Source organism: Methanosarcina sp. WWM596 (genome assembly GCF_000969965.1).
Classification (GTDB): domain Archaea; phylum Halobacteriota; class Methanosarcinia; order Methanosarcinales; family Methanosarcinaceae; genus Methanosarcina.
The window spans coordinates 1,463,103-1,481,046 of record NZ_CP009503.1 but is presented as its reverse complement, the minus strand read 5'-3'; the positions used below and the strand labels follow the sequence as shown (position 1 = coordinate 1,481,046).

Below are 17,944 nucleotides of genomic sequence, written 5' to 3'. Positions count from 1 at the left end.
AAGGATTAATCTCTGTGATTATAAGGATTAATCACTAAGGTCCTGGGTTACAAAGTAGAACAAACAGTATACTGATATATAACTTTTCATTCTATGGAAAGCCACCCAATAATCTATAAATGGCGAAATATATAAATCATGTGTAGATCCATTACATGGATGTCCAATGTGCATATTGTGTTTTTATCTGTACATTATATTTGTACGTTACATATGTGATGTTTATATTACGTGCACCTTACCTGTATATTATTACATGTTTGCCGCAAAAAGCGAAGAAAAACACCTGCAGGAATTTTATTAGAATTGTATTATAAAGATCTGGGGTTTTACGGGAGTGCGTATAAATAATCCCTGTAAGAAAGAAACAACAAACTCTGTAAGAAAGAAACCCAAAGATCTTTCCGCATTTCATTTCTTATCCGTATCACAGGAGTTCAGGTTTTTCATCATGACAGTTGTCACATTTGCAGAAAAGAATAAGGCAGCGGCCCAGATTGCCAGAATTCTGGGCGATGGGGAAGTAGATAAAATCTCAGTAGAAGGGCTGCCAGCTTACGAGTTTAAGTGGAAAGGAGAAGAGTGGTTCGTGATGGGGTTATCCGGGCACATTATGAGCTATGATTTTCCTGAAAAATATAACAAATGGAATGAGGTTGATCCCGGTGTCCTCCTTGGAGTTTACCCTGAAAAGTTCGTAACAAGGGCAGAGTATGCAGCTGCAGTGAAAAACCTGGCAAAAAGGGCAGACAAAATTATCCTTGCATGCGACTATGACAGGGAAGGAGAAAACATAGGTTTTGAGGCCAAGACTCTTTCAGAGGAGGTTACAAACGTACCGGTCTCAAGGGCACGTTTTTCAGCCCTTTCCCCAAAAGAAGTCAAAAAAGCTTTTGAAAACCCTGTAGACCCTGACTACAACATGGCAATGGCTGCGGAAGCCAGACAGATCCTTGACCTGAAGATGGGGGCAGCTTTTACCCGTTTTGTCACGCTTTCGGTCAGGGAAAAAGCAAGGACAAAAGACATCCTTTCAATAGGGCCCTGCCAGACGCCCACCTGCGGTTTTGTGTATGAGCGGGAAAAGACCATCCGGGCTTTTGAGACAAAGGACTTCTGGAAGATTACTGCAATTTTTGTTGCAAAGGGCGGGGAATTTGAGGGTATCCACAGGGCAGGAAACATCCACGACAAAGAAAAAGCATCTGAGATCTTCAAAAGGTTAAAAGGGGCAAAAGAAGGTCTTGTCGTAAAGAAAACGGTAAAGGAAACAAAGACCAGCCCTCCAAACCCGCTTAACACCACAGAGTATCTGAAGCGGGCTTCAAAATTCCTGGGAATCAGTCCGGAAGCTGCCCTTGAAGTTGCAGAACAGCTCTACCTTGCAGGGTTTACAAGCTACCCGAGGACAGAGACAAACAAATACGCAGATGATTTTGATTTTAAGTCTCTGGTCTTTGATTTTGCAAGGCAGAACGAGTATAAGCCCTTTGCCGAGTCAATCCTCTCTGCCCCGATAGTGCCAAAAAACGGGGAAAAAGACGCACACGACCACCCCCCTATCCACCCCATCCGAGCAGCTGCAAGGAGAGAAATCAATGCTGCAGTAAATATCCCGCAGGCGGCAGAGGTCTATGACCTTATTGCAAGGCATTTCTTGGCAAACCTGATGCCTGCAGCTGTTTTTGAAAAAACTCACCTTCACCTGCAGGTTCAGGAAGAACCTTTCGACTCCTCAGGGACCGTGCTTAAAGATGCAGGCTGGCTCGAAGTTTATCCTTTTGAAAATAAAAAAGATAAACTCCTCCCGTTTGTAGAGGAAAAAGAGAAAGTGGGCATAAAAAAGCTGAGAAACACCAAGTCCAAAACCAGCCCTCCCAAGAAGCTTACAGAAGCCGAACTTCTTACCCTTATGGACAAGCACGGGATAGGAACAAAAGCAACAGCTCCATCCCATATAGAAACAAACAAGAAGCGAGGGTATTTTGAGACCAAGGGGAAGACAGTCTCGATCCTTGACACAGGCTTTACCCTGATGGAAGGGCTCTCCCTGACTGTGCCAATCCTCGTCAGGCCGGACATTCGCTCAAAGATCGAAGCCCTTATTCAGGAAGTAGAAGATGGGAAAAAAGAGTTTGAAGCTGCCCTTGCCGAGGGCACGGCTCTTATCCGGGAAATGTATGCCCAGCTTGAAGCAAACAAAAAGGAGCTGACTTCAAGCATTGCAGGTACGATCAAGGACGAAGCTGCCCTTGAAGACAAGAAAAACTATATTGGGACCTGCAAGGCTTGTGGGCATGTGCTCAAGATTGTGCAGACGGATACGGGGCGTTTTGTAGGCTGTACAGGCTATCCTGACTGCAGAAACTCGTTCCCTCTTCCGAAAACGGGAGCCCTGAATGTGCTCAGGAGCAAAGAATGCAAAAAGGGAGGAGCGGCCGTCCTGAAGGTAGGCAACAAATACAACTGGGCGGTCGGCATTGGCCCCTGCTTCAAATGCGAGCTTGAAAAGGAATGCTACCCTCCCGAAACCGTAGGTCCCTGCCCACAATGTGACGGGAGCATGTTCCTGATCTCTTTTAAAGACAACCGTTTCCTGGGCTGCACAAAGCGCTGCGGATACACGCATTCAGTCCCGAAAACCGGAAAACTGACCCTGCTTGATAAAACCTGTGGGACATGCGGCTGGAAGCTGTTCAGGTTAAAAGAAGAGGGTGAAAGCCCGGAAGAGGATTTCTGCGTAAACCGGCGCTGCACGGAAGGCATAAAATACTGGAAAAAAAACAGGCCACAAAAGTGAGTTCAGAGGTAAGGCAAAGACTTCTGGAGATTCGGCATCGAGACCGGAAGCTGGAAGTACTGCAAGAAGTACAGCAAGAAATACAGCAAGAAATACAGAAAGACCGGTTCCAGGTAAGGTTTCAAAAGCACCATCGGCTGCAGTCAGACGGAAAGAGAGCAAATGAAAGCTTAGTAAAGAAGAGATAAAATACGGAAACATGGAAGGCGCGGAAAACACATAATTTTCGCTTAGAACCCATATTCCGGAGCTTCCCGGAATTTTATTGTGCTGAGAATGAAGTTAAGGAACTTAAATATTCAAATACGCCCTTACAACAATCCAGATAATAAGCCATACAATAGCTGAGAGCAAATTATTTCTGAATTTTGTCTCCATGTATTTAAAAATGCCCTATTCATATATAATTTTTTTTGTTTGTTTTCGAATATGTAACTGTTATTCAGTCTTAACAAAAAATTTCCCTTTTTACTTTAGAGATCTATTATCATAATCTAGAGACTATCTTGTCGGGTGAGCCATTTTTAAGATATGGGAACCTGTTGTAAAAAAATGAATGATTATGAAAATATATGAATGTTTAACTGTATGAAATAATTTATATTTCTTGATATTACTTTTCATTTATGAGAGGATCTCAAGAATTTTTGTCTCCCTCTGCCCCGGAATCCCCGCCTTCCGAATTGTTATTCACATGGAGATGCCAGTAGCGGTCGTAGAGGGTAATGTTCAGAGTCAGGAGCAGGATGAAGAAAAGCGTGATTCCCAGGTTGATCGAACCGTTATATCTGGGCAGGAAGTAGTTAGCAAGCAGGACCAGACCCATGTTTACTGCGGACATCACGATGAATTCCCTTATGATAGAACTCCAGTGCTTCCCGCTCCGGGACAGCCAGTGGCTCAGGGCTGTGTTTATTATGATGAGGACAGCCATGCCCGTTGCGAGCTGGAGGTTGCTTGCCCGCACGCCCGGAAGTATCTGGGCGAAGATAATGGTAATGAGAGAGATCAACGCGATCTTCTCGATCACCTGTTTGTTAATGAGGTGTTCCTGCTGTTCTTTCGCTGCTTCCGATCTGAAGGGGAAAAACGGGGCGGCTGCTACAGGAATGGCTTCGATTTGCAGGCCCGGGCGGGTGGAAGGGAAGTCACGGATCAACCACCAAGCCATGCCTAGCAGGAAGACTGCATAGACGGCCAGGATGAGGGCGTTTGAGGGGTTTGCCCTGATCCAGTCGGTGGTGTCCATCTGGGCGACATGGATCCAGTATTCCTGTGGCAGTTTGATGAAAATCCAGATAAGGGCTGCGCCAGTTATTAATTTGTTTTTCGTCAGTACCTTCGGGTCCCATTTCAGGCGGATAGCTTCGTAGAAGATGAAGAAGTATTCGAAGGTGTTGGGAAACACGAGCAGCATAGCGCGCAGTTGTGTGAGTTCGAAGATCGCAACGCCTACCAGCCGGTAGTAGAAAAGGAAGCGGTCCAGTTTAAAGGCGTAGAGGTTAGACCAGTTGCGCAGGGTCGAAAGATACGTGATAGTCAGGTAATAAATGTCAAGAGATTTATCATAGCTCTGGTAACCCTCGAGGGGCAGGTTCGTAAACAGCTGGAAGATAGTCTGGTCCACGCCATCAAGGATCAGGGAGGCAAGTACGCCGGGGAGAGGGTAGCGAGGAATGGAAAGCGGTATCAAGAAGCGGGCCATAACCACAACCCAGAAGATCACTAAATCCGAAGTTTCTACCATGAAGCCAGATCCCCCTGATCAATTTCAGCAATGCTAAGTCAGATCTGCTAAAGTAGACTGCTAAAGTAAACTACTAAAGTAAACTACTAAAGTAAAACTACTAAAGTAAAACTACTAAAGTAAACTACTAAAGTAAACTGCTAATTCAGACCCTCTATACCCCGGAAACAAGCCTGATTCATACCCCTTTTTTCAAGCTTTTTTTCAAGCTTTTTTTCAAGCTTTTCTTCAAGCTTTTTTTCAAGCTTTTCTTCAAGCTTTTCTCCCAGCTCCCCTCTGGCTAATTGCTGCCAGAAAATATTATGGGAATTGTAAGATTTTGCAGTGTAGTAATGTATTCCTGCTAATTTAATATAGCAATATTTCTATAAAAGAATTTCATATGAAAATACTTGCTTTAAATGCCTGCATGACTGCCCTGAAACAGCCCTTATCTTGAAAAGCCATCCCGGAGAAGTAACAACTGGTTTTCCACTAACTGACTGAAGTTCAAAAAAGTAAATAAAAGAGTTAAAAAGTTAATCAAAAAAAAGGTTAGAGCTGCACGTAATGTGCAACTTCACCGAGATCTTCCTCAATTCTGAGTAGCTGGTTGTATTTTGCAGTTCTTTCGCCACGCGCCGGAGCTCCGGTCTTGATCATTTCTGCACCTATGGCTACTGAGAGATCTGAGATGGTGGTGTCTTCGGTTTCGGCAGAGCGGTGACTTACGATTACGGTGTAGCCGTTTCTGGAAGCCATGCTGGCGGCATCAAAGGCTTCGGAGATTGAGCCGATCTGGTTTACTTTGAGGAGAAGGGCATTTGCTGCTCCCATATCCACGCCTTTTGAGAGCCTTTCGATGTTTGTGACAAAAAGGTCGTCACCTATAATGATCGTGTCCCAGAGTTCGTTGGTAAGAGCTTCAAAATCTTCGAAGGCTTCCTCATAGAAGGGGTCCTCGATAGAAAGGATGGGGTAAGAGTTTACAAGCTCCACATAGTAGTCAAGCAGTTCCGGAGCAGACAGTTTCTTTCCATCAATTGCGTATAATTCCTCTTCATAGAACTCAGTTGCTGCGGCATCAAGCCCTATTGTAACCTCGGTCTCGGTATAGCCTGCTTCTTCAATTGCGTGTACGAGGGCGTCAAGAGCTTCTGTAGACTCGCTCATTTTGGGGGCATACCCGCCTTCATAGCCCACGTTAATAGAAGAGCGTCCGTATTTTTTCTCCAGAAACTTCCCGAGGGTCTGGTAGATCTCTGTCCCGATTTGAAGGGCTTCGTAGAATGTTTCTGCGCCTTTAGGCTGAATCATGAACTCCTGGATTGCAAGTTCATTTCCTGCATGCTTGCCCCCGTTCAAGACATTCATTGTGGGTACCGGAAGGGTAAAAGCGTTTGAACCGCCGAAGTAGCGGTAAAGAGGCATGTTAAGGGAGTCAGCTGCAGCTTTTGCAACCGCCATGGATACGCCAAGAATTGAGTTGGCTCCAAGGTTTGCTTTGTTTTCGGTTTCGTCGAGCTCGATCATCAGCTCATCGATTTCCCGCTGGTTTCGCACATCAAGTCCAAGCAATTCCTTCTGGATAATGGTATTTACGTTCTTGACTGCAGTCAGAACTCCCTTTCCACCATACCTGTTGGGGTCTGCATCGCGCAGTTCAAGGGCTTCGTTCGTACCCGTGGAAGCTCCTGAAGGGACACTTGCTCTGCCAAATCCCTTCGGTGTAAACACATCAACTTCAATTGTGGGATTTCCCCTTGAATCCAGGATCTCCCGAGCATGTATTTTTTGGATCTTATATTCTCCAGAATCCTGCTGTAAACCGATATACGACATCATTTCACCCTTTCTAAATCTCTGATTTATCTATAGATATATTCTGTTATTTGAACTTGACTTTACTTAACCTAACCGTTACATGTCCGAATGGTATTTAATTCTTTATCCGGTCCAAATGAATCGATTTGCCTGAGTTATACTGTGTATTTTATCGAAAAGACTTATCTATTTCACGCTTAAAGAATTAAAAGACCTATCTATTTCACGCTTAAAGAATTAAAGGTATCCATGCGCTCAAAGCTGGTTATTCTATTCATCAGAAACGCTAATTTCCAACCCTTGGAAACTTCCATATTCTATATGGCAAAAACTATCCCCTTGTCTCTGGAAAGCCTATTTTCTGCTGAAAGGATGTTTAATTCCTGTAAACACTTGCTTTAAAGGTTTTGGTTAGAACGACAGAGACTATTTTTTTCTTGAGATGTATTCCCACAGTCTTTTATACAAAAACTCCTAAAAGAAAGTATTACTAGGGTTAGATGCCTTTTTTACTTACTGACAATACTCAATTTATTAAAAAAATAATTTTATCTACATAAAATATATAAACCTGAAAGTATTATTTATTCTCGATGACCGACGATTCTCCAGTTAATTTAACCGAAAAAGAGTATTCAATTATTGATATGCTCCAGAGCCTGGGACTCCCGAGGACAGAGGCCACCGCCATCGTGTGTTTAAAAGACTGCAGGGAACTCAGATCCCTTCATATCGAACTTGTTTCCGGGCTCAGACAGCCGGAAGTGAGTGTAGCTATGCGCCCTCTAAGGAATAGAGGCTGGGTGGATGAAAGGTCCGAGAAAAAGAATAAAGGAAAAGGCAGACCTGTGAAATACTACCAGTTAACAGTACCGTTTCCACAGATAGTACAGGCTCTCGAAGAGGAGTTTTTAAAAGATAACACAGATAAACTGATCGCACTCAAAAGGCTAAGGGAACTGGAGATTATACAACAAAATTAAGTTCACGAAAAATAAGTTTACGAAAAAATAAATGTAAGGAAATCTGCCAGATCTGATTTCCCACAATTCGTTTTCAGCTTTACTTATTTCCATTCCTGAGCCATTTTAACGCCTACTCTACCGAAGAGTCATTCCTTATCAGGGATATTCATAAAGCTAACGGGAGCAAAACCCTGCTCTGTATCCATTACCCTTCTGGCAGAAATTCCTTCCAGCTCGAAAATGAATACCTCGACAACCATAAAAACTTCACTTTCGCCTCTCAAGCACCCCAATTTAATGCTGTCTCCTCTGGCTGTTCCCGCATGAAGATGAATTTTGGGCTTTCCGTTCTCCTGGAAAATATCTCCTATCCCAAGAATCTCATGGGCATCATTAAAACCAGACCAAACGGGTTCAGGAGGTCTTTTGTTTTCTTTAGGGCCTGTAACAAGCTTTCCTTCCTTCAGTGCACCAAGCAGCATAAACACAGCCGACTCAATCTTCTCCATTTCTGCAATTTTAATGAGTTCCAGGATAAGGTCATCCCCGTGGTCAACTCTTACAGTAAAGACTCTGCCGATCCTTCCTTTTGCGTACTCCATTATTTCCCCCTCACTGGTCCATTATTTTTCCATCTACAATTCTGATAACCCTATCGGCTTTTCCGGCCAGGTCCTCATTATGGGTTACCACAATAAAAGTCTGGTTATATTCCTTGTTCAGCTTGCGGAGCAGTTCATAGATCAAATCTCCTGCTCTAGTATCCAGGTTGCCTGTAGGCTCATCCCCAAGTATGATTGCCGGAGAACAACTAAGAGCCCGGGCTACTGCAACCCTCTGGTTCTGCCCTCCGGAAAGTTCTCCTGGCCTGTGGTCCATCCGATCTTCAAGCCCGACCTCTTTCAGAAGATTTCCGGCAATATCCTTTGCCTCATCTCTGCTCTTTCCCGCGATAAGGAGCGGCATCATTACGTTTTCCAGAGCAGTGAAATCCGGCAGCAGGTGGTGATACTGGAAAACAAAACCAAGTATCCTGTTTCTCATCCCAGAACGCTCCTTATCTGACATTTTTGTCACGTCATTGCCATCTATCAGAAGGGTTCCTGAACTGGGCGTGTCAAGCAGACCTATGAGATGCATAAGTGTGCTTTTACCTGAACCAGAAGGCCCTACAATTGCAACAAATTCCCCCTTTTTAATTCTCAGGTTTGCATTGTCGAGTGCACGAAATTCCACACCGTTTTTGTAAACTTTGGTCAGGTTCTTAAGCTCTATAATCGGACTTCCGTTTGTCATGCTTTTCCTGCCATTTTAAAAACATTAATGTTAAAAATAGAGGAGTTCTTAAGTAAAGAGCTTTTGGGCAGAAAGACATATTGCTTCTTTAAAATTGTATTGCTGTACTCCAGTAACCCTTATTTCCAGACCTGAAACACTCTGACATTCCTGAAATACTCTGACATTCCTGAAATACTCTGACATTCCTGAAATACTCTGACATTCCTGAAATACTCTGACATTCCTGAAATACTCTGACATTCCTGAAATACTCTAATATATTGCCGGTAATAGAATCTGTCATAAAACCGGTCATGGTACTGGTTGAAAATCGGCTGACAGATTTCGGTCTCCGGTCTCTTTCCTGCTCACAAGATAAGCCGCTGTGAGGATGAAGCCGCAGCCCAGAAAGGTCGAGATATAGAGAGGGCTTCTCAGGACTGCAGTATCAAAGAAAATTCCTGATACGGGTTCGAGCAGGGCAAGAATACTGCCTGTCTGCGCCTTGATACCCGAAATACCCTTGAGGTAGAGGATGGCAGCGAATGTAATGGTCAAACCAAAGAGAATCAGAGTACTGAAGTTTCTAAAGTAGACAGGGATGGGAGTCGAAAGTGCAGACGGCAGCATGAAAAGGAGGCTTATACCCGTCAGCCAGAAAGTCTGGGATATCCCTGAATACTCGTGCCTTAGGTAGCGAATCGTGATTATGGTGGCGCCAAAAGAGAGCCCTGAAAGCAGCCCGAAAAACATGCCTTTCATAAAATCGGATCCTGTACTCAGGCTTACCAGAACCTCTCCGGGGCGGGCAATGAGTGATACCCCTGCAAGTGAAAGGAAAAGAGGCAGAAGGCTTTTGCTGTTACTTCTTTCGCCAAGGACTGAAGGAGCAAGCAGATTGACATATACAGGAGCCGTATAAAGAAGCAGGACAGCAACTGAAATTCCACTGTACCTTATAGCCGAGAAATAGCATATGCCTGTTATCGCATTCAGAAAACCCAGCAGCAGTAGATATTTTCTGTTCCTGCCGGGCCTGAGCTGTTCAAGGCTTCCACTCAGCAACAGGTAAAAGAAAATCATGCATAAGCCGAAAAAGAGCCTGCAGAATAGAATGGACCCTACGGACATCTCCTGAACCCTGTCCAGAAAAACTCCGATCGTGCCATAGATAATGCTCCCTGTTATGACCTCGGAATAAGGCTTGAAAGAGTTTTCCTGTGTAGGCATATTCTGGGGATAAAAGACTAGAGATATATATTTTTTGGAAACTGGAAAAAAATGGAAAAAATATGTTGCACAAGAACCCCACAACTATAAAAAAAAGAGAAGATGGTGTTTATTTATCCTGTACCCTTAGAAGTTCTTTTTTCCAGGAGGAAAACTTTTTGCTTGGTGCCATCTTTTCCCCGAAAATTAATCTCTTCAGAAAATCAGAGTTTTCCAGGCTTACTACGACTGCCGCTGCAAGGATAAAGAAGGAACCTATAAGCATCCCGCTGTGAACGGGGTTTCCCAGAACTATGCAATCAAAAAAGATACAGGAAACAGGCTCAAGAAGGGTGAGGATGCTGCCTGTAATGGCACTTACCCCGGCAACTCCTCTTATATAGAAGACTGCACCTACACCAGTTATAAGGACTCCGAAGAGCATGAGGATAGGAAAGTTTGCAGCGAGCACCTGTCCTGGAAGGGTGACTGCTAAAGGAGACAGGAAGACAAGACTGATCGCACTCTGCCAGAAAAGCTGGGTAAGGCCGTTATACTCATCCCTGAGGAAACGGACGGATATTATGACTCCACTGCTAAAGAGGCCTCCCACGAGCCCGAAGAGTACACCTTTAAGATAGTTGCTTCCAAATTCAAGCTGTTCAAAACCGCCTTCAGGTCTCGTTACGTAGAAAACGCCTATAAGACCCAGGAAAAGAGCAAAAATGGTTTTTTCAGTATTTTTTTCTCCGAGAAGAACGGGAGCAAGGAAAGTCAGGTATATAGGGTCAGTATACAGGAGAAGAACGGCAGAAGAAGCTCCAAGGTAGCGGATTGCAGAATAGTAGGAAAACATTTGCGAAACGTATAGAATTCCCAGAAGAAGCAGGTACTTTTTTTTTCGTTTCAACGAGAGTTGCCCGAGCTTTCCGGTAATTGCAAGATAAAATATTATGGCTGAAAGCCCGAAAAGAACTCTATAAAAGATAATGGATCCTACAGACATATCCTTAAGCAATTCCATGAAAATTCCGACAGTACCATAAATAATACATGCGGTTATTAATTCAAGATGATGTTTTGAGGCAGCAGTCACAGCAACAGGCATATATATTCAGGGGGCATGAATACATATATATTTTTAGTAAGATAATGACGATTCCAGTGGTATAACACTTACTAAAAAAATAAGAAATTTATTACAAAGGGTATTTTTATTCTGCAGCGGCAAGCCAATAGTCCAAAATTGTTCTGCCAGGGAGCTTTAAGTTACCGGACTCGGTTTCCGAAATTAGTTACCAGATTTTTTTAAATTGAGAACCACATGCTGTCTGCTTCCGGTCCTATAGATTGTAAGCCCTTTTAATCCCTGTTTCCAGGCGTAAATCAGAGCGCTCTCAACATCTTCTTTTCCGGAATCTTCAGGCATGTTTATGGTCTTTGAGATTCCTGCATGACAGTGGCGTTGAAAAGCGGCCTGTACATCAATATGGGTCTTCCAGCCAATATCAAGGGCTGACCTGAAGAGCTTTTTTTCATTTTCAGACACCATTTCAGAGTCTTTTATGTCCTGCAGGGTGCCATATGTGTAGACATGCTCAAGGAGTCCTCTATAATCCGGTTCCGAGAGCCTGGGCATGAAATATGCCTCAAAGAAGGGGTGGACGAGCAGGAATTCTTTACCCACTGTACGGGTCCGCCTGTAGACCCAGCTGAAAACAGGCTCAATCCCCGCAGAGCCGCCGGCAAGAATGCTGATAGTGCCAGTAGGGGCGATTGCGGTCAATGCGGCGTTTCTCATTGGGAATCCCCAGGTGGAGCTCTCATACTCCGGGAAAGGTTCTTTTTCTGCCGCAAGTTTTCTTGATTCCCGGACCGCAGCCCAGCTAATCTGCTCCATAAGCTTTTCTGCAAGTTCAACAGCTTCTGTTGAATCATAGGAAAGTCCCAGTTTCAAAAGCATATCGTGAAATCCCATAACTCCAAGTCCGATTTTCCTTGTCTTTCTGGTTGCCTCCGCAATCTCCGGGACAGGGTATACATTTACATCAATTTCATTATCCAGAAAACGGACAGCTTTTTCGGCTGTTTCCCTCAAAGAATCCCAATTGACTTGTCCTTCCGCAACTAAAAGAGAGAGGTTAATGCTGCCCAGATTGCAGGATTCATAGGGCAGGAGAGGCTCTTCTCCGCAGGGGTTTGTGGCAGTGATGGCCCCCAACTTTGGGGTGAAGTTATCCCTGTTAATACGGTCATAGAAGAGAACACCTGGCTCCCCGTTTCTCCAGATCCCTTCTACGATTTCGGAGAAGATGACCCCAACCGTTATCCCTGTCCGGGGGTTCCAAACCTCTTCAGTGCTGCCTGCTTCAACAAGCCTGAAAAAAGCATCAGGGACCATTACCGAGAGGTTGAAATTCCTGAAGCTCCCTTCAACGTGCTTTGCCCTAATGAAAGGGATGATATCATCATGTGAGACATCAAGAATTCCTATATTTGCGCCTCTGCGCCTGCCGAACTGCTTGATGACTTCGGTTGCCTCGTTAAAGAGCCTCATGAAAGAAAGAGGACCGCTCGCAACCCCATCAACGCAGAGGGCCTGAGACCCCTTTGGACGGATCTTTGAAAAGTTAAACCCACTACCTCCTCCGGTCTTCTGGATGAGGGCGGCGGTTTTGAGGGCGGCAAAAATTTCCTCGACACTGTCCTCCACAGGAACTACAAAACAAGCAGCAAGCTGGCCGAGTTCCGTGCCTGCATTCATAAGCGTGGGGGAACTCGGGATAAAAATTTTACGGACCATCAGGTCTTTGAATTCCAGATATTCTTTTTCGTTTGTTGCAATTGCCTTTGCCACCCTCTCACAGATGCCCTCCCAGCCTTTTTCCCCTTCGCAGAGATACCTGGCTTTAAGGGCTTCGGCAATCAGAGCTTCCCATCCTTCCTCAGTATCCAGCACCTAAATCAATTTCCCCGGAATAGTTAGCAAACTTCATAAACCCTCAGCAGGAAATCTGTTAAATCTCCAGATTTAGCGGGTAGTTGACTTTTCGAAAAAATAAGTTATATTCAATATTGGTCAGGATTTTTTATCATAGTGTCCGAATGAACATTCAGAAATTATGATCTGAAATTTGATCTGAAATTTGATCTGAAATTTGATCTGAAATTTGATCTGAAATTTGATCTGAAATTTGATCTGAAATTTGATCTGAAATTCTAGTTTGCAAGTCGGCTGGTACAACTCGGCTTATGTAACAAAATGTCCCTCATCAGTTGATCTTTCTGGTTTGTGTTTCTCTTTTTTGTTTCCCTCAAGGACTTCACAAGCTTTCATAATATCATCAAAAAGCACGTCTGCCATTTCCTGGCTGAAATTCTCCTTTACCACCACGCGCATAAGAGCAATATATTCTGTATTTTTGGGTAGAGTATATGCAGGAAGGATCCACCCTCTTTCTCGAAGTTTATGTGAAAGTTCAAAGATTGTGTACTTTTCAGGTTGCTTCAGTTTAACTGTAACGACAGGAAAAAACTCAGCTGAATTCAACATGTCAAATTTGCCTGAGTTCTCAAGTAACTTGGCAAGATAACGGGCGTTTTCCATGATACCAGTCATAATTTGTTTATAACCTTCCTTGCCAAAACGAAGGAAGTTATAGTACTGTGCAAGCATCAGGGAGCTACTTGAAGAAAAGTTAAGGGAATAAGTTGGGGTTTCATCCCCAAGATAATTCACATAAAATATAAGGTCCTCGGGAACGTCGCTCTTTTCACGAAAAATAAGCCATCCCATGCTGGGATATACAAGCCCGTATTTGTGGCTTGAGACATTTATGGATTTCACACTGGATAGCCTGAAGTCCCATTTAAAATCCGGACTAACAAACGGAATTACGAAACCTCCGCTAGCAGCGTCCACATGAATTGGAATATCCCATCCTTTTGTCTCTTTGATACTTACAAGCAGCTCATTTATTTCCTGTATGGGATCGATTTCTCCCGTAAATGTCGTCCCCAGAATCGTTCCGACACAAATAGTGTTTTCGTCAATCAGTTCTTCTACCGTATCCCTGGAAATCGTAAAGCGATCGGATTCCATGGGTATGATCCTGGGTTCAACGTCAAAATATTTCGCAAACTTGTTCCAGCATACGTGTGCATCGGCACCGAAAATGATATTTGGTTTATCGACAGCTTTTTTCTCTGCCTCCAGGCTATTTTTCCATGTCCATTTATGAGCCAGTAGTGCCAGCATTATCGCTTCGGAAGAGCCAACACAGCCCGTACCTGTAAAATCGGCATCATCAGGTGCATTATACAGGCGTCCCAGCATGTTGATAATTCGATCCTGGATTACCTGGGTTTGTGGATATTGGAAATGGTCTATGAGGTTCTTCCCGATATTCTCTTGAATTATTCGGTCTGCTTCAGGTTCCATCCAGGTAGTCACAAAGCTGGAAAGATTAAGGGTAGGGTTCCCGTCAAGACATAGTTCATCATGAATAAGGCGGTATGATAGATTGGAAGGTGTTTTTTCTCAGGAATCTCATACTTCGGCAAGTACCCCTCAGAATAAACATTGCTATAAGCCTTAAGATACCATTTTTTTGAATCCTGGAGTTTCTTTAAATCTTTTTTCTCTGAAATCAAAAATCTCCCCCCTCTTTTTTGAGACTCTGTTCCAAAATCTAGTGATTTTTGGGTTATAGTTAAAAATGCAACAGTTAACTAACCAGCTTAAGGTCCCCATGTACCCGCAATGGTTGTTAGATTATAGCCCAAACTGGATAGAGGAATAACTATTGTAATGTATACATAGCTTCATAAACCCTCAGCAGGAAACCCCTAAGTTTTAGCTAAGGGGAGGAATGCGTAAACTTTCCTGTCCTGCTCTATTGAATTAGTTTTTTATTAATGTAATAAGGGCAAATAAATCACCCTCCACCTACCGAAGTAGGGTAATATGTATCCGAATTTACCGATTTTCCAAAGCTCCTAATCGGTGATCTGGTCAACCAGGGCTTGTTAGACAAGTTCCTGAGTCTTTAGCTCAGGGGTAGTTGACGCTTCTGTTTTCTTCGTACTATTCAAAGTTATATCCTGTATTTTTTGATTTCTGATACTTTTCATGATGAAATTAGTATTAATTAGCAGGATATACCAAACTTAAGTTATAGAATAGATGTTAAAATATAAATAATTATGAATTTGATAAATATGAATTTAATAAAACAGATAGTTTATGATTTTTTTTATTTCATAAACGCAGTGTGAATCTTTGTGTAAGGGGTATCTGAAACTTTTTAAAATCTCCTGGGATCACCAAAATTGACCATGAATTCCACTGGCAATTGACTGCAATCAATCAAAAACCCAGAGAATAATAAAACATATCTAAAAAGTAGGTCATGTTGATTTATCGGGGTAGGCATATCCCTCTCCAAATGCCACATTTTTTGAAATGAGTCCATGATAAAGCTCTGGTCTTCGATCTTTAAGATAATCGCCTTCCGGATGAGTGGGTCCAAAATCACTGGGGATGATATCTGCGACTAGAAGGGTTTCTTCTGGTCTAGCCACTAATAAAAGATCGCCATTCGGACCACATATGACTGAATTCCCTCTATATTGCCATGAATTTTTACCAACTGTTTCATAACCGCAACGATTGGAATAAGCGATAAATATTTTGTTAAAATAGGCATTGGCGGGAATAAGTTTTTTTGAAACATCTGGATAAGGCACTTGAGTACGATTTCCATCTGACAATGTATAATAGTAATCAGCGGCTGTGGGAATTATGACTAACCTGGCTCCCTTGAGCGCCAGAATTCTCGACAACTCTGGAAATTCCGCCTCATAGCAATTTAAAATCCCCACCGGAAAATCAGCTACCTTGACAACCGGAAACAGGTTTTTGTCACCTTTTTCGGTATATCCAGATGAAAAATTATCTTTTTCCGCCTGTCCAAAAAGATGTGTTTTGCGGTAATTTTGCAGCAAGTAACCATCAGAATTTATAAAAGCGATAGAATCATAGTAATGAACTTCTCCCGAACTGGAATCCCTTTCTGGATAAGGGAAGATAATGGCTATATCATTGTCTCTGGCTATTTTGGAAACTTTTCTTAAGGAGGGGCCATTAACCTCTTCTGCTAATTGTTTAACCAAATCCGGGCTGAGAGCATAACCAGTCAAATACAATTCTGGAAAGATAATAAGCTGGGCATCATACTTTTTAGCCTGCTTTGAAACCTCTTCAAGTTTTTCAATATTGCTTTGTACTGCTTCAGGTGTTCCAACGGGACGTTCACCCTGATAAATAGCCAGCCTTATTCCCTTCCCACGTTGCGGGAGATCTTTTTTTACTCTGGTGAGGTAAATCATAATCTTGCTCCTTTTGGGTCAACAACTCAGTGAATGTTGAATATTTTCCTAAGATTTTATATAATTTAATGACAAACTAAAAAGAAGCTTGGACTAAATTTTTGAAAAATGAAACAAACTTTTGAATCCCTTAACGATTTTATTGTGATCCCCCATGAAAAGCAAAGACCACCATTACATCCCGAACCCAAGGGAATTCACGCATGAAATCGCAGAGGAAACGAAAATACTTCGCCAGGGTATCACTAATGGGATCACGCGCATTTATTACCCTCTAGATTTCAGGCGCAATTATTCCCTTAAAAACATGAGCAATCAGCTTCGTGATTTACTTGAAAAAAAGCTCTGGCTAAAAATCCTCATAAGCATGATGCTCGGAGTATTTTTTGGGCTTTTTCTCGGCCCTTTTGGAGGGTATATTGACCCGGCATCTGCGGAAATCATAGGAGAATGGGTTGCTCTTCCGGGTTATATTTTCCTCGGGCTTCTGAAGATGATTGTAGTCCCACTTGTTTTTGCCTCCATTATCCTTGGGGTGGCTTCAAGCCAGAGCATGAGCGCCCTCAAAAAGACAGGACTTTCAACAGCTATTTATTTTGTGATAACGACTGCAATTGCAACTGCTATTGGTATTGGAATGGCGCTTTATATCCATCCCGGGCAGTATATAAGTGGAGACCTTATTGAAAGTGCGATGGGAAGTGAAGTACAGGTAGAATCAACTGGTTTGAGTTTCGATCATTCAATTCTGACTATTCCCTCATCACTTATCGGAAGTCTCCTCCCTTCGAATCCTCTTGGAGCTATGGCTAATGGAGAAATGTTGCAGGTTGTGATCATTGCAATAATCATAGGTGTTGCTCTTGTATCTCTGAATAAGGACCAGTCAACTCCAATGGTCAACTTTCTTAACTCTTTGCAAGCTGTCTGTATGATAGTGGTCAAATGGAGCATGTCTCTTGCCCCGATTGCAGTTTTCGGGCTTCTTACCAAGTGATGGTATATGTGGGCACAGTGCTTGCAAGCCTGCTACTCCTTATGTGCCTGAATCTCCTTATTGTTACTGTTATTGCAAGGTATAACCCCTTTGAGTTCCTTAAAGCCATCCGGGACGTTATGCTCCTTGCTTTTTCTACTTCCAGCTCGGCTGCAGTTATGCCCTTATCTATCAAAACCGCAGAAGAAAAGTTAGGGATCAGGGCTTCGATCTCACAGTTTGTAATCCCTCTCGGAGCCACAGTAAATATGAATGGAACTGCGCTTTATCAGGGTGTAGCTACAGTCTTTCTGGCTGAAGTCTTCGGGATAAATCTTGGGCCTTTCCAGTTCCTTGTCGTAATGGTCATGGCTGTTGCAGCATCCATTGGAACGCCTTCAATTCCTGGGGTGGGAATTATTGTCCTTGCCCTGATTCTCAATAGCGTAGGGATTCCTACAAGCGGGATAGCTCTCATAATGGGAGTAGACAGAATTCTTGACATGACAAGGACTGCAGTGAATGTAGCGGGAGACCTTGTGGCCTGCAAAGTTATGGACCGCTGGGTTGGAGGAAAAGTTAAAGAAAAGGCCGATAAGGTCGAGAAAATAGCTGAAACAAAAGTTGAGAAAGCTCCCGAAGAGAAAAATGAGGACAAAGTTAAGGCAAATAAGGATATTACAGCGTCTGAAAGCTCAAATATCTAACTCCTTAAGACAAACCCTTTTTTAACATATAAGGCTTTTAAATTGATTTGAAGCACTCAGGCTGCGGCA

At 43.1% G+C, this 17,944-nt stretch carries 12 protein-coding genes and 2 pseudogenes; 3 read left to right on the top strand and 11 right to left on the bottom strand.

What is annotated here, in order from left to right:
* The first annotated feature begins 451 nt into the window (after positions 1 to 451).
* Positions 452 to 2,966, top strand: a pseudogene (locus tag MSWHS_RS06590) (DNA topoisomerase).
* 471 nt (positions 2,967 to 3,437) lie between these two features.
* Here MSWHS_RS06590 and MSWHS_RS06580 read toward each other — a convergent pair.
* Both MSWHS_RS06580 and eno read right to left on the bottom strand, forming a co-directional pair.
* Positions 3,438 to 4,547, bottom strand: coding sequence for a hypothetical protein (locus MSWHS_RS06580; protein ID WP_048127000.1), 1,110 nt, complete (start codon positions 4,545 to 4,547; stop codon positions 3,438 to 3,440).
* Between the two features lie 534 nt (positions 4,548 to 5,081).
* Positions 5,082 to 6,368 carry a phosphopyruvate hydratase gene (gene eno / locus MSWHS_RS06575; RefSeq protein WP_048126998.1) on the bottom strand — a complete coding sequence of 429 codons (1,287 nt, stop codon included), beginning with the start codon at positions 6,366 to 6,368 and terminating at the stop codon, positions 5,082 to 5,084.
* Positions 6,369 to 6,943: 575 nt separating this feature from the next.
* On the opposite strand from eno, the gene MSWHS_RS06570 reads away from it, so the two are divergent.
* Positions 6,944 to 7,333 carry a transcriptional regulator gene (locus MSWHS_RS06570; protein ID WP_048126996.1) on the top strand — a complete coding sequence of 130 codons (390 nt, stop codon included), beginning with the start codon at positions 6,944 to 6,946 and terminating at the stop codon, positions 7,331 to 7,333.
* A gap of 128 nt (positions 7,334 to 7,461) precedes the next feature.
* Here MSWHS_RS06570 and MSWHS_RS06565 read toward each other — a convergent pair whose 3' ends face one another.
* The 9 genes from MSWHS_RS06565 to MSWHS_RS06525 form a co-directional block, all read right to left on the bottom strand.
* Positions 7,462 to 7,917 (bottom strand): PPC domain-containing DNA-binding protein, encoded by a 456-nt coding sequence (locus MSWHS_RS06565; protein ID WP_048126994.1) that lies wholly within the window; start codon positions 7,915 to 7,917, stop codon positions 7,462 to 7,464.
* Between the two features lie 10 nt (positions 7,918 to 7,927).
* The gene (locus MSWHS_RS06560; protein ID WP_048126992.1) at positions 7,928 to 8,611 is read right to left on the bottom strand and encodes an ABC transporter ATP-binding protein; all 684 of its coding nucleotides are present in this window, start codon (positions 8,609 to 8,611) and stop codon (positions 7,928 to 7,930) included.
* A gap of 48 nt (positions 8,612 to 8,659) precedes the next feature.
* The gene (locus tag MSWHS_RS21305) at positions 8,660 to 8,854 is read right to left on the bottom strand and encodes a hypothetical protein (protein WP_231585616.1); all 195 of its coding nucleotides are present in this window, start codon (positions 8,852 to 8,854) and stop codon (positions 8,660 to 8,662) included.
* Between the two features lie 51 nt (positions 8,855 to 8,905).
* The gene (locus tag MSWHS_RS06550; protein ID WP_048126989.1) at positions 8,906 to 9,823 is read right to left on the bottom strand and encodes a DMT family transporter; all 918 of its coding nucleotides are present in this window, start codon (positions 9,821 to 9,823) and stop codon (positions 8,906 to 8,908) included.
* 109 nt (positions 9,824 to 9,932) lie between these two features.
* On the bottom strand, positions 9,933 to 10,910 hold the full coding sequence (locus MSWHS_RS06545; protein WP_048126987.1) for a DMT family transporter: 978 nt from the start codon (positions 10,908 to 10,910) through the stop codon (positions 9,933 to 9,935).
* 183 nt (positions 10,911 to 11,093) lie between these two features.
* Positions 11,094 to 12,761 carry an adenosylcobalamin-dependent ribonucleoside-diphosphate reductase gene (locus tag MSWHS_RS06540; RefSeq protein WP_048126985.1) on the bottom strand — a complete coding sequence of 556 codons (1,668 nt, stop codon included), beginning with the start codon at positions 12,759 to 12,761 and terminating at the stop codon, positions 11,094 to 11,096.
* A gap of 291 nt (positions 12,762 to 13,052) precedes the next feature.
* Complete coding sequence (locus MSWHS_RS06535) at positions 13,053 to 14,309, bottom strand: glutamate decarboxylase (RefSeq protein ID WP_197074064.1); 1,257 nt, start codon at positions 14,307 to 14,309, stop codon at positions 13,053 to 13,055.
* Positions 14,252 to 14,455, bottom strand: coding sequence for a hypothetical protein (locus MSWHS_RS20875; RefSeq protein WP_048158868.1), 204 nt, complete (start codon positions 14,453 to 14,455; stop codon positions 14,252 to 14,254). Before MSWHS_RS20875 ends, MSWHS_RS06535 begins: the two co-directional genes overlap by 58 nt.
* 756 nt (positions 14,456 to 15,211) lie before the next feature.
* Complete coding sequence (locus MSWHS_RS06525) at positions 15,212 to 16,192, bottom strand: carbon-nitrogen hydrolase family protein (protein WP_048126981.1); 981 nt, start codon at positions 16,190 to 16,192, stop codon at positions 15,212 to 15,214.
* A gap of 154 nt (positions 16,193 to 16,346) precedes the next feature.
* Here MSWHS_RS06525 and MSWHS_RS06520 point away from each other — a divergent pair.
* Positions 16,347 to 17,875 (top strand): annotated as a pseudogene (locus MSWHS_RS06520) (dicarboxylate/amino acid:cation symporter).
* The last annotated feature ends 69 nt before the right edge of the window (positions 17,876 to 17,944 follow it).

What these genes read in the sequence shown, in the direction of transcription:
- MSWHS_RS06580 (WP_048127000.1), bottom strand. Translation starts at nt 4,547, where the DNA reads ATGGTAGAAACTTCGGATTTAGTGATCTTCTGGGTTGTGGTTATGGCC.
- eno (WP_048126998.1), bottom strand. Translation starts at nt 6,368, where the DNA reads ATGTCGTATATCGGTTTACAGCAGGATTCTGGAGAATATAAGATCCAA.
- MSWHS_RS06570 (WP_048126996.1), top strand. Translation starts at nt 6,944, where the DNA reads ATGACCGACGATTCTCCAGTTAATTTAACCGAAAAAGAGTATTCAATT.
- MSWHS_RS06565 (WP_048126994.1), bottom strand. Translation starts at nt 7,917, where the DNA reads ATGGAGTACGCAAAAGGAAGGATCGGCAGAGTCTTTACTGTAAGAGTT.
- MSWHS_RS06560 (WP_048126992.1), bottom strand. Translation starts at nt 8,611, where the DNA reads ATGACAAACGGAAGTCCGATTATAGAGCTTAAGAACCTGACCAAAGTT.
- MSWHS_RS21305 (WP_231585616.1), bottom strand. Translation starts at nt 8,854, where the DNA reads ATGTCAGAGTATTTCAGGAATGTCAGAGTATTTCAGGAATGTCAGAGT.
- MSWHS_RS06550 (WP_048126989.1), bottom strand. Translation starts at nt 9,823, where the DNA reads ATGCCTACACAGGAAAACTCTTTCAAGCCTTATTCCGAGGTCATAACA.
- MSWHS_RS06545 (WP_048126987.1), bottom strand. Translation starts at nt 10,910, where the DNA reads ATGCCTGTTGCTGTGACTGCTGCCTCAAAACATCATCTTGAATTAATA.
- MSWHS_RS06525 (WP_048126981.1), bottom strand. Translation starts at nt 16,192, where the DNA reads ATGATTTACCTCACCAGAGTAAAAAAAGATCTCCCGCAACGTGGGAAG.